The organism is Streptomyces sp. NPDC058955 (genome assembly GCF_042741435.1).
Taxonomy (GTDB): Bacteria; Actinomycetota; Actinomycetes; order Streptomycetales; family Streptomycetaceae; genus Streptomyces.
In genome coordinates, this window is record NZ_JBHYKM010000010.1 from 44,711 (window position 1) to 58,228 (window position 13,518).

Here is a 13,518-nt window from a genome sequence, read left to right on the forward strand (position 1 = left end):
CCGCCTCGCCCTGCCGCCTGGCCCTATCGGCGGGCGCCCGCCTCGCACCGCCGGCGCAGGCGGGCGAGGTAGGCGCGGTGCGGGGTGGCGGAGGCGGGAAGCAGCGGTTCGGCTTCGGCGATCCTGGCCAGTGCCGCCGTCTCGTCGCCCGCCTCGTGGAGGGTCTCCGCGAGGTCGGTGAGGGCGCGGGCGCGGTTGTACGCCTCCGGGGGCGCTCCGGTGCGTCCCGCGAAGAAGTCCACGGCGTTCTCCAGGTGCTGACGGGACTCGTCCAGCCTGCCCATGCCGCGCAGGGCCCGGCCCTGGTGGCGTTCGATCAGCGCGAGGGCGCGGGGGAGGTCGCCCGCGCCTTCCTGGTCCGTCTGGATCCTCCGGTAGACGGACTCGGCTTCCGCGAACCGCTCGTACGCCTCGTCGTACGCCCAGCGGTTCAGGCTGAGCAAGCCCAGCAGCTCCACCGCCGACGCCTCGCCGCGCAGGTGGCCGGCCGCGCGTTCGTAGGTGACGGCGGCTCGGGCGGCCCGGTCGGCCTGCTCCGGGCGGCCCGTCTCGCCGAGGCAGTGGGCCAGTTGGAAGTGGAGGGCCGCCGCCATCCGCTCGTCCGCGCGGTTCTCCTCGGCGCACCGTGCCGCGTCCCGGAGCGCCGGCAGCACCTCGTCCCAGTGTCCCGCCTTCAGTTGCAGCGGCCACAGGGAACGGGCCAGCCACAGGGCGGTGTCGGTCCGCCGGTGTTCCTCGGCGACGACGACGGCCCGGGCCACGTTGCCGGCCTCCGCCGCGAGGACCGCGATGCCGTCCGCGATCCCGGCGACGCCGGCCCGGTACTCCGGCGGCAGTTCGGTCCGCCAGCTCTCCGGCAGGGCCGCTCGGGACGCGGGCAGGACCAGTTCGAGCAGTGCTTCGAGCACCCGGTCCACGGCGTCCCCGCACGCTTCGAGGCCGTACTCGGCGGCGGCCGTCTCGGCCAGCTGCCTCCTGATCTCGGGACGGAAGCGGTAGCGCAGGTCGGTGAGGGGTTCCAGGAGGCCGACGTCGACGGCCTCGTCGAGCAGCCTTGCCGCCGTCACCTCGTGGACGTCCGCGGCCGCCGCCGCGATCGCGGGGCTGACGGACGGCCAGCCGCCGAGGGCCACGAGCCGGCACAGGCGCAGTGCTTCCGGGCGGAGCCGGAGGGAGGCGAGGTGTGCGGCGGTCAACACGGGAGGTTCCGTCCGCGCTCCGGACACCGCCTCGGAGGCGGGGCCGGACTCGCCCCCGGGTCCGGGCTGGTCCATGGCCAGCAGCCGCGCCTCCGTGTGGAGGGCGAACGGGTTGCCCTGACAGCGCGCGAGCACGCCGGGCAGCCGCGCCTTGACCCGCGCGGCGTGCTCCGGCCCGGCCACCTTCCGTACGAGCTGTTTCGCGTGCCGATCGCTCAGAGGCGGTACGGCGACGCGCTCGGCCTCCAGCAGCAGCGGCGGTCCGGACACGACGACGACCAGCAGGACGTCGGGCGTGGAGGGGACGAGGGCGCGGACCTGTGCCAGGGAGGTCGCGTGGTCGATCACCACGAGCGCCTTCCGCCCCGCGGTGAGCTGCCGGTAGAGCCGCTCGCGGCCCGCCTCGGTGGCGGGTGTCCGTTCGGCGTCCACGTCCATCTCGCGCAGCAGCCGCAGCAGGACGCCGGCCGAGTCCGGCCCGGTCTCCCCGGAGGCGTCGCGCAGATCGACGTAGTAGCGCCCGTCGGGGAACCGGTCGCGGGCCTCCGCTCCCAGCCGCAGCGCCACCGATGTGGAGCCGCTGCCCGGCGGACCCGACAGCAGGACGACCCGGGGTCTGCCCTCCCAGGGCCGGTCCGCCTCGCGCGTCAGCTGCTTGAGCGCCTTCTCCTGGTTGGTGAACGCCCAGGGTGCCGGGGGCATCGCGCCCTGGGACGGTTCGACGGCGTCGCCGGGTACGCCCTCCAGCATCAGCGCCCATTCGCCCGCCCGCCGCGGATCCCCGCTCAGCCGCGCGTGGACGCGGCCGGCCAGCGCGCGCCGGTCCTCCGCGGCGGCCGGCAGCGGGGTCTCCCGCCCGAGCGTCCGCCGCACCAGGGCCCCCGCCGACAGGGTCAGGTTCTTGCCGATCTCCCCGGCGGCTCCGTTGCCCACCCCCAGCAGGAACGTGGTCAGCGCACTGAGCGCCACGACCTCCAACACGTCGGCCCCTCCCCCTGGTTCGCCAGCCTGCTTCCGCCGGACTGTACCGCCGCGTCTCGCGATCATGGAAACGCCCGCACCCCGGTAACTGCCCTGCCTGGCGCGATACATGTGCGCGGGCGCTCCTCGACCCGGAGGACGGGGCGACTCCGTCACGTCCGCGAGAGGAAGCCGTCCGCCGTACACGAGACAGATGCCGGTCAACTCCCCTACCGTAGAGGATTGTTGAACGATTCTATCGGAGGCGGATTCGCCCCCGACCGACGGCACCCACGGCACTGACGGCACTGACGGCACTGACGGCACGACCACTCACTCGCCCAGGAGGAGAAGCATGCTGACGACGGTCACGACGGCACTGGAGAGTTCCTCCGGGCCCGGCCCCTGGTACCTGTGGATCCTCGCGCCGCTGATCGCGGCGGCGCCGGGCGCCGGCTTCGCCGCGCTGGGCCGGCGCGGCGCCTTCGTGACGTCCTTCCTCGGGACGCTGGCGCTGTTCGGCCTGGCCGCGTGGATGAACGCGGGAACGGCACCGACGGTCTGGACCGTGCTGTACGCGCTGTGGGCAGGGGTCCTGACCGTCGCCCTGATACGCGCGCTGCGGCGCCCCTCCCCCTTCCGCTTCACCCTGCCCACCGCCCACGAGCGGCGGCGGGCGCTGCTCGCCGCCGGGCTGGGGCTCGTCGTCGCCGTCGGCGGCATCGCCGGGCTGCGGCTCGCCGCGGACAGCCGGCTGGAGAAGGCCGACGCGGCGCAGCTCGCCGGGGACTGCGCCGCCGCCCTGGAGCACTACGCCGGGATCGAGGGCGAACTGAACGAGTTCACCCTCGGCCCGGTGCCCGGCGAGGCCCGCACCGGCCGGTTCGCGTGCGCACAGACGGTGCTGGCCGAGCGGGCCGCGGAGCACGGTGACCACGAGGCGGCCGAGGACGCGTACGGGCTGGCCACCGCCCACTTCGAGACGCGCTTCGGGACCGCCTCGCCCCGCCTCGCCGCACTGCGCCTCGCGCACGCCGACGCGATGGTCGCGGCCGGGCGGCAGCGTCCGACGGAGGCCGATTCCGGTGTGGTGAGCCGGTACTGGTCCGACGGGCACGCCATCCGGACGTACCAGTCGATCGTCGCGGACGCGCCGGACTCGCCGCAGGCCGCGCTCGTCCCGGCGCGGATCGACGCCCTCTACACGCACGCCGCCGAGGACGCCGAGCAGCGGCCGTGCTCCGGCCTGGGCCGGATGATCGAGCTCGTCGGCCTCGGCGACGCGAACGAACCCGGCGCCGAGTCCGTCGCCGACAAGTCCCGCGCCGCGCTGCCGGGGGTCCGCTACGCCTGCGGCAAGCTGCAGTACGACAAGGGGAAGTACCAGGAGGCGCGCGACACGCTGAAGGAGGTGACCACGGGGCCGTACGCGAAGAAGGCGGCCGACCTGCTGATCGCCGTGGACGTCGCCGACGCCGCGAAGGGCAGCGCGGGCGCCCTGCCGCCCCCGGCCGCCGAGGGCACCGCCCCCGCCGGGACCACCGAACTGGTGATCACCAACGACTCCTCCAGGGCACTGGAGGTCCTGTACGCGGGCCCGGAGAACGGCACGGCCACGATCGGTGCCTGCGCCACCTGCAGGACCCGCCACACCCTCCCCTCCAGCCCCCTGGGCGGCCTGTACCGCAGCTGCTCCATCGCCGCCAAGAGCACCACGATCCGCCTCAAGCCCGGCACGTACGACCTCGTGGTACGCGGGGCCGGCTCCGGCACGATCCGCCCCTACACCGGCAAGTGGGCCCTGAAGCGGGGCACTTCGTATTCCAGTTGCTTCTACGTCAGCTCCGGTCTGTACTGACGGTGACTTCGGCGGGAGCGGGACGAGCGGGGGAACGATGGCTCCGGCGGAACGGCCTTCACGCGCCCGGGAGGTCGCCGACCTGGTGCGCGACCGGCTGTTCGTCCTGCCCAACCCCCTCGCCGCCTGGGACAGGTCCCAGAGGCGCGCCGCCGCGTCGGCGTCGAGTGGCTGCTGATCCGCGTCAAGCTGCGCGAGTCCGGCATGCCGCTGGCCGAACTCACGCGGCTCGCCGGGCTGGTACGAGAGGGCCGGGCGACGAGGAGCGTCGACGCGCCGGCGGTGGGCGTCGAGGGCGTCTCCTCCGACCCTCTCGCGCGCGGTGACGCCGCCGGGCTCTGGGACCCGGCCGCCTGAACCCGGCCGGACACGGTCACGCCTCGCGGCGCGCGCCGCCTCAGGAGGTGGCGGAGAGCAGGTCCACCACGAAGACCAGCGTCGAGCCGGGCGGGATCAGCGACGAGGGCGACTGCTTGCCGTAGCCGAGGCGCGGGGGCACGACGATCTCGCGCCGACCGCCCACCTTCATCCCCCGGATCCCCCGGTCGAAGCCCTTGACGGCCCTTCCCCCGCCGACGGCGAACTTGAACGGCTCGTCCCGGTCCCAGGAGGCGTCGAACTCCTTGCCGGACGCGAAGGTGACCCCGACGTAGTGGACCCTGACCACCATGCCGGGCTTCGCCTCGACGCCGTCCCCGACGACCAGGTCCCGGACGGCCAGCTCGGTCGGCGCGTCCCCCTCCGGTACGTCGACCTCGGGCTTCGTCGGTTCGCTCATCGCACCCCATCGCTCTCCGCCGGAAGCCCGCGCACGGACCGCCCGGGCCCGTGGACACTCCACGCGGCAGACGATCACGCTACCGAGTCCCGGGCTCCCGCAGCACCTCGGCGCCCCCGCGCGCGGCGGCCGCGCTCCGGCGCGGCGGGGGCGACCCGCTCGTCGGCTCGATCCGCTCCTACGTGACCGGCGGCGCCTCACCCATGAACGTCGCCCTGCACACGGGCCGGACCCGCTGAGCGACGGCCGGGCGCCGAAGCTCCGCGCGCAGGGGCTCGTACACCTCCCGATTTCCTTGCGTTCAGGGGTTGTTGAAGGCGGGTGACCACCCGTGTCCCGCCCCCTCCTCCGCGCTCCTCGAAGGTCTGGTAGGAAACCTTCCTATCCGCTAGCATCCCCGCAGCGGCTCGGCGCGGCGGCCCCTCGGAGGGACGTGACGCGCTCAGCGAGAGCTCTGACCCGGCCGCCGTGCACCACCCCGGTCGTCCGCGCGCGTCGCGGCCGGTCCGCGGGGTGGTGCGCCGTGCCGGTGTCCAGCTCTCGCCCCCCTCAGGCCAGGGAGCCCAGGTATGCGTCCCTTCGCATCCGCCCCACCCCGCCGCACCACCTCCCCCTCCCCCACGAGCACGACCTCGCTCTCCCTCCTCCTCGCCGTCGTGCTGCTGCTCGTCGGCGGACTCGCCCTCGGTCTGCCCGACCGGGCCGGCGCCGGTGTCGTCGCCGACTCGCTGATCTCGCAGGGCCGTCCGGCCACCTCGTCGTCCGTCGAGGACAGCACCTTCGGGCCGGAGAAGGCGTTCGACGGCAACTCCACCACCCGCTGGGCCAGTACCGAGGGCGTCGACCCGCAGTGGATCCGGGTCGACCTCGGCCCCTCGGCGACCGTCTCCCGCGTCAAGCTCGTCTGGGAGGTCGCCTACGCGAAGGAGTACCGCGTCGAGATCTCGTCCGACGGCACGACCTGGACCCGCCTCGCCACCGAGACCGCGGGGAACGGCGGCACCGACGACTGGACCGGACTCACCGGCACCGGCCGCTACCTGCGCGTCTACGGGACCGCCCGCGGCACCTCGTACGGCTACTCGCTCTGGACGGTCGAGGTGTACGGCACCACGTCCACCACGCCCACGCCCGGCGGCGCCTTCACCGTCGTCGCGGCCGGCGACATCGCCGCCCAGTGCACCGCCTCCAGCAGTTCCTGCGCCCACCCCAAGACCGCGGCGCTCGCGCAGCGGATCGCGCCGTCCTTCTACCTGACCATGGGCGACAACCAGTACGACGACGCCCTGCTATCCGACTTCCGCGCCTACTACGACAAGACGTGGGGCGTGTTCAAGGCGAAGACCCGGCCCGTCCCCGGCAACCACGAGACCTACGACCCGGCGGGTCCGCTCGCCGGTTACAAGGCGTACTTCGGCACAATCGCCTACCCGCAGGGCAAGCCGTACTACAGCTACGACCAGGGCAACTGGCACTTCGTCGCCCTCGACTCCAACTCCTTCGACGACCCCGTCCAGATCCAGTGGCTCAAGGACGACCTCGCCCGCAACACCAAGGGGTGTGTCGCCGCCTACTTCCACCACCCGCTGTACTCCTCCGGCGGCCACGGCAACGACCCGGTCTCCCGGCCCGTCTGGAAGATCCTGTACGCCGCCAAGGCCGACCTCGTCCTCAACGGCCACGACCACCACTACGAGCGCTTCGCCCCGCAGGACCCCGACGGGCGGGCCACCGCCGACGGCATGGTCGAGATCGTCGGCGGCATGGGCGGCGCGGAGCCGTACGACATCGAGACCGTCCAGCCCAACAGCCAGAAGCGGATCAGCGGCCCGTACGGCGTCCTGAAGCTCGACCTCACCGACACCACGTACACCTGGCAGTACGTCGGCACCGACGACCAGGTCAAGGACTCCGCCCCGACCTACACCTGCCACTGATGTACCTCGCGACCACCGGTCGCCCCGACGCGCCGCCCACCCCCTCGGGGGTCCGGCGGCGCGTCCCCGGCACCGTCCTCGCGCTCGGCGCGGTCAGCCTCGTCACCGACGTCTCCTCCGAGATGGTGACCGCCGTCCTGCCGCTCTACCTGGTCCTCGGACTCGGCCTCTCCCCCCTCCAGTTCGGGCTGCTCGACGGCCTGTCGACCGGCGCCACCGCGCTCGTCCGGCTCCTGGGCGGCGCCACCGCCGACCGCGGCGGCCGGCACAAGACGGTCGGCGGCCTCGGCTACGCGCTCTCCGCCCTCTCCCGGCTCGGTCTGCTCCTCGCGGGCGGGGCGACCGGCTGGATCGCCGGCGCGATCGGCGCCGACCGGCTCGGCAAGGGCGTGCGCACCGCGCCGCGCGACGCGCTCATCACGCTGCACAGTCCGCCCGAGGACCTGGGCCGCGCCTTCGGCACGCACCGCGCCATGGACACCACGGGCGCCCTCCTCGGGCCGCTGGCGGCCTTCGCGCTGCTGTGGGCGACGGCGGACGCGTACGACGCCGTCTTCGCGGTCAGCTTCTGCGTGGGGGCGTTCGGGGTGGTGCTGTGGGTGCTGTGCGTGCCCGGCCGCCGGAGCGCCCCCGCGGTGGGGCGAGCGGAGGGTCCCGGGGCGCGCCCCGCGCCGGCGCCGGGTCCGCGGGGCGGGCTCCTCGCCGGGCTGCGGTCGCCCGGCTACCGGCGGATCGTGCTGTGTGCCGCGCTCCTCGGGGCCGCCACCATCGGCGACTCCTTCCTCTACCTGCTGCTGCAGCGCCGGCTCTCCTTCGACGCCACCTGGTTCCCCTTCCTGCCGCTGGGCGCCGCCGCCGTCTTCCTGCTCCTCGCCGTCCCGGCCGGCCGGCTCGCCGACCGCCTCGGACGGCGCCGCCCCCTGCTGTACGGGCACGGGGCGCTGTTCCTCGCGTACGGGCTGCTGCTGACGCCGCTGCCCGACACGGTCGTCCTGCTGGGCGTCCTGGCCCTGCTCGGGACGTTCTACGCCGCCACCGACGGCGTCCTCATGGCCCTCACCGGCCCCTACCTGACCGAGGGGCGGCAGGCCGGCGGGCTCGCGCTCGTCCAGACCGCGCAGGCGCTCGCCCGGCTCGGCTCCGCGGTCGCGTTCGGCGCGCTCTGGACGGCGACCGGCCCGCGGACCGCGCTCGCCGCCGCCCTCGTCGCGCTCGCCGCCGCCGTCTGCTGCTCCGCGCGCCTGCTCCCCCGGGGCGACGCGGCCCCCGCCGGGCCGACCGCCCCCGAGCCCTCCGAGAGGACCGACTGACCCATGCCCGCCCTGACCGGTGCCGCCACCCGTACCCGCGTCTGGATCATCGTGCTCGCGCTCCTGCTGCTCGGCGGCGGGGCCACCGCCTACACCCTGCGGGCGGCCTCGGGCCGCGACGCCACGGCCGCCGCCACCGAACCGGGCTTCACCCTCGCCGCGAGCGGCGGCACGCTGTACGCGCGGGACACCGCGACCGGGCGCGTCGCCCACGTGGACCCCTCCGCACCCGGCGGACGGGTGGCGGGCGGCCCCGCCTGCGACCGCTTCCACGCGGCCGGCGACACCGCGCTCTGCCTCCGCCGCCGCCCCGGCGTCCCGGCCCGTTCGTACGTCATCGTGCTCGACCGCCGGCTGCGCGAGGTGCGCCGCATGAGCCTGCCGGGCATCCCCAGCCGGGCCCGCGTCTCCGCCTCGGGGAACATGCTCGCCTGGACGATGTTCGCGACCGGCGACTCGTACGCCCGTTCCTCCTTCTCCACCCGCACGTCCATCCTCGACCTGCGGACCGGCTACCTGGTGAAGAACATCGAACAGATCCCGCTCACCCTCGAAGGGCGCCGCTACCACGCGCCCGACGTCAACTACTGGGGCGTCAGCTTCGCGGCGGACGACAACCGCTTCTACGCCACGGTCTCCACGAACGGCCGCACCCACCTCGTCGAGGGCGACATGGCCGCCTGGTCCGCCCGGTCCTTGCGGGAGAACGTCGAGTGCCCCTCGCTCTCCCCCGACGGCACCCGGCTCGCCTTCAAGAAGCGCGTCTCCGACGGACCGCGCGAGCCGTGGCGGCTGTACGTGTACGACCTGGCCACCGGCCGCGAGCACCCGGTCGCCGAACGGCGCGGCATCGACGACCAGGCCCTGTGGACGGACGGCGCGACCCTCGCGTACGGCTACGGCGGCGGGATCTGGTCGGTCCCCGCCGACGGCACGGGCGCACCACGGCGACTCGCCCCGGGCGCCTCCTCCCCCACGGTCACCGGCTGACCCCGCCGGGCCGGGGGCGGCGGCGAGCCGGCCACGGCCGCTCGGCCGATGAGTTCGCCGTTCCCGGACGGTCCACCCTGGCGAAACGACCGTTCTCGTCAGGAGTGCCCATGTCGACCGTCCAGCCCGTGATCCTCACCGCCGATCCGGAAGCCCTGCGCGGCTTCTACACGCACCTGTTCGGCGCCGAAGAGATCTTCCGGGTGCCGGAGGAGGGCCCGGTCTTCTACCTCGGCCTGCGCATCGGCGACACCGACCTCGGGCTGGTGTCCAAGGAGGGACCGGCGGCGGGCGCGGCGGCGCCGCGGATCCTGCTCAGCATCGGTGTCGACGACGTCGACGACGCACTCGGCCGGGTCGAGGCGCTGGGCGGCACGGTCGGCGGTGACCCCCACGACATGCCGTGGGGACAGCGGGTCGCCCACGTCCGGGACCCGGACGGCAACCCGCTGAACCTCACCCAGCCGATCCCGACCCGCTGACGTCCTTCCGCACGGCCTCCGTACCGGGCCGGCCGTCGACGAACGGCTCGGTCAGGTGCGGGGTGGCGAGGTGGAGGGTGTCCGCGGACTCGCCGTCGAGCAGCAACCGTTCCCTGGAGGCCCTGGCCTGCGCCGGGTCCACCTCGTGCGCGTAGGCGAGGCCCGGGTGGAGCAGTTGGATCGCGTGCACGAGCAGGTCGCCGGTCACCGCGACGCGTTCGCGCCGGGACTCGACGAGCACGCTCTGGTGTCCGGGCGTGTGGCCGGGCGTGGCCAGCACGCGCTCGCCGCCGCGCAGCGGGGTCCCGCCCCTGAGCAGCCGGAGCTGATCGGTCCCCCGCAGCGGGTCGATCACGCTCGCCCGCAGCTGCGGGTTGAGCGCCTCGATCGCGTCGAGCTCGGCCTGCTGCAGGAGATACTCGGCGTTCGGGAAGAACGGCCGCGCCTGCGCGCCGCCGACGACCGCCCAGCCCACGTGATCGGTGTGGAGGTGCGTGAGCACCACGGTGTCCACGTCGGACGGTTCGATGCCCGCGGCCGCCAGCGACGCCGGGAGCGCCCCGGGCACGGGCGCCCAGGCGGCGGCCGGGCCGTCGGCCGGGCCGATCCCGGCGTCGACCAGCGTCACGCCCCGTTCGCTGCGGATGGCGAACGCGCGGAACTGGAGCCACCAGCGCCCGTCGGCGTCGAGCGCGCCGGGGTCGAACGCGTCGACGGCCGCCCACTGTTCGCCCGTGGCGTCGGGGAACGCCTCCGACCGGGCGGAGAAGAAGGGCCCCTCGCCGTCGGCGAGCGCGATGACGGTGTACGGGCCGACCTGGAGGGAGGGGAGCATGCCGCAGATACTGCCACCGGCGGGCGCGCCTCGACCACCGGGGACGGTCAGCGGGAGGCCCGTCCTTCCCCGCCGGTCGAGAGTTCCACGCTCAGTTGGAAGCCCAGCTCCACGAAACCGAGGGAGGCCGCGACGCGCCGGGACGCCGGAGGCCGGGCACGCCATTGCGGCAGCAGCCCGGCAGCGAGGGCGTGGGCGACCGCCGCCGAGCCCGTCACCCGGGCCAGTCCTCGCCCGCGCTCCGCCGGCGCGGTCAGGACGCAGATGTGGGCGGTCCGGTGCGGCCACGCCTGATAGCCGGCGGCGGCAACCACCCTCCCCTGTCGGCGGACGACGAAGGCGGGCGACGTGATCTCGTCCAGCGCGGCCTCCCCGGCGTCGTCGTCGCCGGCCGACTCCTCCAGCCGGCGGAGTGCGGGGTGTCGGGCCGGCAGCCGCTCCACCGACAGGGCACCGGCCTCCGTCGGCCGGAACCCCTCCGGGGACACGTACGCCAGCGCCGCCGGCCCGAGCGTCGCCGCGACCGGCAGCACCTCCCGTACCGAAGCGCCGTCCACCCACGCGTCCACGGACAGGCGCGCCAGCGCGTCCCGTACGACCGCGGCGGTGCTCTCGTCCGGCACGGTCACGAGGGCGGCGTCTCCGAGGGTGACCACCCCGACCCAGCCGGCCGGGCACAGGCCCGACTCCGGGGAGACCACCACGTCGACACCTCCGCCTTCCGGTGCGAACTCCACCGGGACCCGGGCCAGGTGCCCCCACAGCGCACGCGCCCTCGACAGCGGCGGCGGACCGGTCGCCATGCCGTCAGCCGATCAGGCGGCGCACGAGGGCCGCCGCCTCGTCGGTGCGCCCCGCTCCGCAGGTGCGCAGGATCTCGGCGAGTCCGGGATGGCGGGCGGCGACGAGGTCGGCGGCGTCCAGGAGGTCGACCGCGCCGCTGGTCGAGGTGAGGAGTTCGCGCAGGCGTCGGACGAAGCGGAGGTCGTCCTCGGGGGTGAGTCCGCCGCCCTCGGCGGGCAGGGCCGTCGGGACGGCGGCGCCGAGGGAGTCCTGGCCGGGGGTGCGGCTGGAGCGCACCTCGGCGAGCCGGTCCGCCACGGCGTCGGGGGGTACGGAGCCGGCGCGGACCTCGTGGGCGAGGTGGAGCGCGGCGGAGAGCCGGGCGGCGGCGTCGGGGTTGGCGATCCGGGCGCGCTGGCCGCGCATCACGAGGCTGAGCATGGCGGGCGAGATGCCGATGACCTCCGCGAGACCGGACTGGGTCACTCCGAACAGGGCGCACAGGTCCCGGCAGAGCTCCCCGAGGGGGGCGCCGTACCACTGACGCTGGAGTTCCAGATTGCGGGCTGTCGTGGTCTGGTCCATCCCGCCACGCTAGGAGGAGCAATTGACACTTGTCAAAGGAAGTTTTCATATGTCAATCTCTCGACCGAAGGACACCTCTAGCTGATTGGTCGTCACCATGCCCTGGAAGCGCACCTCTTCGGTCCTCGCTGCCGCACTCGTCATGGGTCTCGGGCTCACCGCCTGCGGAGGCAGCGGTTCCGACGCCAAGGACGACGCCGCCCCCTCGGCCAAGCCCCCGGCCACGTCCGCCCCCGAGAGCCCTGCCTCGGACGCGCCGACCGCCGAGGCGCCCGCCGGAGGCACCACGCTCCCGGAGGACCTGCCGGAAGGGCTGCCGCTGCCGACCGGCCGGCTGACCTCGGTCACCGGCGGGAAGGGCGCCTACGTCCTGACGTACACCACGGACGACCAGGCCGCGGCCCTGGACGCGTACCGCAAGTCCCTGGAGGGCCAGGGCTACACCGTCGTGGAGGTCGCCGGCACGGTGACCGCCACCAAGGGCACGAGCGCCGTCTCGGTCGCCGGGACCGGCACCACGCTCGTGGTCACCGTCTCCTCCTGAACACCCGCCTCCCGCGCCGGAGTACGCTGCCGCGCATGGAGGCAGGGGGGATGCTCGCCGACCGGTACCGGCTCGTCGCGCCGATCGCGCGCGGGGCGCAGGGGACGGTCTGGCGGGCGGTCGACACGCGGGCAGCGGGGGGCACGGCCGCCGAGGACGTGGCCGTCAAGGTGTCGGGAGACGCCGGGGTCGAGTCGCTGCTCAGGCTGGTCTGCGAGCAGTCCGTCCGGATCGGGCACCCGCACGTGCTCACCCCGCTCGACTGGTTCGTCCGCGCCGGCGAGGCGTGGCTGGTGCTGCCGCTCGTCCGGGGCGGCACCGTGGCCGGACTGCTGGCGGACTACGGGGAACTACCGCCCCCGGTCGGTCTGTCGATCGCGGAACAGCTCCTCGACGCCCTGGCGGCGGTGCACGCGTCCGGTCTCGTGCACCGCGACGTGAAGCCCTCGAACGTCCTGCTCGCCGCGACGGGCGAGGGCCGCCCGCACGCGTTTCTGGGCGACTTCGGCGTCGCCCGCGTGCTGCCGCACCTCCAGCTCACCTCGCCCGGCTTCGTGACCGGCACGGCCGACTATCTCGCGCCGGAAGTCCGGGCGGGCGGGCCGAGTTCGCCCGCGCAGGACGTGTACGCGGCGGGCTTGACGCTCCGCGACCTGGGCGCCCCGACCGCGCTCGTCACCGCGATGACCGCCGCCGACCCGGAGGCCCGCCCGACCGCGGCGGCGGCGCGCGACGCCCTCGCGCGGGCGCGGCAGGCGCTGGGCCCGGAACGCTGGCCGGTGATCTGGGCGGACGAACCCTTCACCGTCCCCGACCAGTTCGCGAACCTCGTCGACCCCGACCGGTTCCCGGACCTCGTCGTCGACCCCGACCACTTCCCGCACCCCGTCGCCCCCGCCCGGTGCGCGGACGCGCCGGACACCACGACGGCGGGCACGACCCGGCGCCGCCCGCGCGGGTGGCGGGCCGTCGCCGCGGCGGTCGGGGTCGCGGGACTCGCCGCCACCGCCGCCCTGACCCTGACCCTGACCGCCGGGGACGGCGACACCGACACCCCCGCTCCCCCGCCGACCCCCGTCCCCAGCGACGCCGTCCGGGGCCTTCCGGATCCCGACGGCCCCACGCCGTTCACCCCGTGCGCGGCGGACGAGGCCCTCTCCGTCGGCTTCAGCCCCGAGGGCTACGCCCTCCTGTGCACCCACGTCCCCGACACCCGCACGTACGAGTGGCGGCCCGCCCCCTGACGGCGCCCCACGG

The 13,518-nt window shown here is 74.9% G+C and carries 13 protein-coding genes; 8 read left to right on the forward strand and 5 right to left on the reverse strand.

From position 1 onward, the window contains the following. Nucleotides 1-23 precede the first annotated feature (23 nt). Nucleotides 24-2,180 (reverse strand): AAA family ATPase, encoded by a 2,157-nt coding sequence (locus ACFW1I_RS06975; RefSeq protein WP_384666791.1) that lies wholly within the window; start codon nucleotides 2,178-2,180, stop codon nucleotides 24-26. Nucleotides 2,181-2,514: 334 nt separating this feature from the next. Here ACFW1I_RS06975 and ACFW1I_RS06980 point away from each other — a divergent pair, with 334 nt between their 5' ends. Next, on the forward strand, nucleotides 2,515-4,017 hold the full coding sequence (locus tag ACFW1I_RS06980) for a hypothetical protein (protein ID WP_384666792.1): 1,503 nt from the start codon (nucleotides 2,515-2,517) through the stop codon (nucleotides 4,015-4,017). A 204-nt stretch (nucleotides 4,018-4,221) separates the two neighbouring features. After that, on the forward strand, nucleotides 4,222-4,374 hold the full coding sequence (locus tag ACFW1I_RS06985) for a hypothetical protein (RefSeq protein WP_384666794.1): 153 nt from the start codon (nucleotides 4,222-4,224) through the stop codon (nucleotides 4,372-4,374). 40 nt (nucleotides 4,375-4,414) lie between these two features. Here the strand turns inward: ACFW1I_RS06985 and ACFW1I_RS06990 are convergent, their stop codons facing one another. Then, nucleotides 4,415-4,795: an FKBP-type peptidyl-prolyl cis-trans isomerase gene (locus ACFW1I_RS06990; protein WP_384666796.1), complete on the reverse strand. Its 381-nt coding sequence runs from the start codon at nucleotides 4,793-4,795 to the stop codon at nucleotides 4,415-4,417. Between the two features lie 569 nt (nucleotides 4,796-5,364). Here ACFW1I_RS06990 and ACFW1I_RS06995 point away from each other — a divergent pair. The 4 genes from ACFW1I_RS06995 (at nucleotide 5,365) to ACFW1I_RS07010 (ending at nucleotide 9,514) form a co-directional block, all read left to right on the forward strand. After that, entirely contained in the window at nucleotides 5,365-6,732 is a 1,368-nt protein-coding gene (locus ACFW1I_RS06995; RefSeq protein ID WP_384666798.1) for a discoidin domain-containing protein, read from the forward strand. Further along, complete coding sequence (locus ACFW1I_RS07000) at nucleotides 6,732-8,042, forward strand: MFS transporter (RefSeq protein WP_384666800.1); 1,311 nt, start codon at nucleotides 6,732-6,734, stop codon at nucleotides 8,040-8,042. Before ACFW1I_RS06995 ends, ACFW1I_RS07000 begins: the two co-directional genes overlap by 1 nt. A gap of 3 nt (nucleotides 8,043-8,045) precedes the next feature. Beyond that, nucleotides 8,046-9,032 carry a hypothetical protein gene (locus tag ACFW1I_RS07005; RefSeq protein WP_384666801.1) on the forward strand — a complete coding sequence of 329 codons (987 nt, stop codon included), beginning with the start codon at nucleotides 8,046-8,048 and terminating at the stop codon, nucleotides 9,030-9,032. A gap of 110 nt (nucleotides 9,033-9,142) precedes the next feature. Beyond that, nucleotides 9,143-9,514, forward strand: coding sequence for a VOC family protein (locus tag ACFW1I_RS07010; RefSeq protein ID WP_384666804.1), 372 nt, complete (start codon nucleotides 9,143-9,145; stop codon nucleotides 9,512-9,514). On the opposite strand, the gene ACFW1I_RS07015 is transcribed toward ACFW1I_RS07010, so the two are convergent. The 3 genes from ACFW1I_RS07015 to ACFW1I_RS07025 are packed head-to-tail and all read right to left on the reverse strand — an operon-like array spanning nucleotide 9,489 to nucleotide 11,717. After that, nucleotides 9,489-10,349, reverse strand: a complete 861-nt coding sequence (locus ACFW1I_RS07015) for an MBL fold metallo-hydrolase (RefSeq protein ID WP_384666805.1) — start codon at nucleotides 10,347-10,349, stop codon at nucleotides 9,489-9,491. The genes ACFW1I_RS07010 and ACFW1I_RS07015 overlap by 26 nt on opposite strands. A 47-nt stretch (nucleotides 10,350-10,396) precedes the next feature. After that, a complete protein-coding gene (locus tag ACFW1I_RS07020; protein ID WP_384666806.1) occupies nucleotides 10,397-11,152 on the reverse strand; it encodes a GNAT family N-acetyltransferase in 756 nt (251 codons plus the stop codon). A gap of 4 nt (nucleotides 11,153-11,156) precedes the next feature. Continuing rightward, on the reverse strand, nucleotides 11,157-11,717 hold the full coding sequence (locus ACFW1I_RS07025; protein ID WP_384666808.1) for a DNA-binding protein: 561 nt from the start codon (nucleotides 11,715-11,717) through the stop codon (nucleotides 11,157-11,159). Between the two features lie 97 nt (nucleotides 11,718-11,814). Between ACFW1I_RS07025 and ACFW1I_RS07030 the strand changes: the two genes are divergently transcribed. Continuing rightward, nucleotides 11,815-12,261 (forward strand): hypothetical protein, encoded by a 447-nt coding sequence (locus ACFW1I_RS07030; RefSeq protein WP_384666810.1) that lies wholly within the window; start codon nucleotides 11,815-11,817, stop codon nucleotides 12,259-12,261. Between the two features lie 35 nt (nucleotides 12,262-12,296). Then, nucleotides 12,297-13,505 carry a serine/threonine-protein kinase gene (locus tag ACFW1I_RS07035; protein WP_384666812.1) on the forward strand — a complete coding sequence of 403 codons (1,209 nt, stop codon included), beginning with the start codon at nucleotides 12,297-12,299 and terminating at the stop codon, nucleotides 13,503-13,505. Nucleotides 13,506-13,518 lie beyond the last annotated feature (13 nt).

What these genes read in the sequence shown, in the direction of transcription:
- ACFW1I_RS07015 (WP_384666805.1), bottom strand. Translation starts at nt 10,349, where the DNA reads ATGCTCCCCTCCCTCCAGGTCGGCCCGTACACCGTCATCGCGCTCGCC.
- ACFW1I_RS06995 (WP_384666798.1), top strand. Translation starts at nt 5,365, where the DNA reads ATGCGTCCCTTCGCATCCGCCCCACCCCGCCGCACCACCTCCCCCTCC.
- ACFW1I_RS07035 (WP_384666812.1), top strand. Translation starts at nt 12,297, where the DNA reads ATGGAGGCAGGGGGGATGCTCGCCGACCGGTACCGGCTCGTCGCGCCG.
- ACFW1I_RS07005 (WP_384666801.1), top strand. Translation starts at nt 8,046, where the DNA reads ATGCCCGCCCTGACCGGTGCCGCCACCCGTACCCGCGTCTGGATCATC.
- ACFW1I_RS07000 (WP_384666800.1), top strand. Translation starts at nt 6,732, where the DNA reads ATGTACCTCGCGACCACCGGTCGCCCCGACGCGCCGCCCACCCCCTCG.
- ACFW1I_RS07030 (WP_384666810.1), top strand. Translation starts at nt 11,815, where the DNA reads ATGCCCTGGAAGCGCACCTCTTCGGTCCTCGCTGCCGCACTCGTCATG.
- ACFW1I_RS07025 (WP_384666808.1), bottom strand. Translation starts at nt 11,717, where the DNA reads ATGGACCAGACCACGACAGCCCGCAATCTGGAACTCCAGCGTCAGTGG.
- ACFW1I_RS06990 (WP_384666796.1), bottom strand. Translation starts at nt 4,795, where the DNA reads ATGAGCGAACCGACGAAGCCCGAGGTCGACGTACCGGAGGGGGACGCG.
- ACFW1I_RS06980 (WP_384666792.1), top strand. Translation starts at nt 2,515, where the DNA reads ATGCTGACGACGGTCACGACGGCACTGGAGAGTTCCTCCGGGCCCGGC.
- ACFW1I_RS07020 (WP_384666806.1), bottom strand. Translation starts at nt 11,152, where the DNA reads ATGGCGACCGGTCCGCCGCCGCTGTCGAGGGCGCGTGCGCTGTGGGGG.
- ACFW1I_RS07010 (WP_384666804.1), top strand. Translation starts at nt 9,143, where the DNA reads ATGTCGACCGTCCAGCCCGTGATCCTCACCGCCGATCCGGAAGCCCTG.
- ACFW1I_RS06985 (WP_384666794.1), top strand. Translation starts at nt 4,222, where the DNA reads ATGCCGCTGGCCGAACTCACGCGGCTCGCCGGGCTGGTACGAGAGGGC.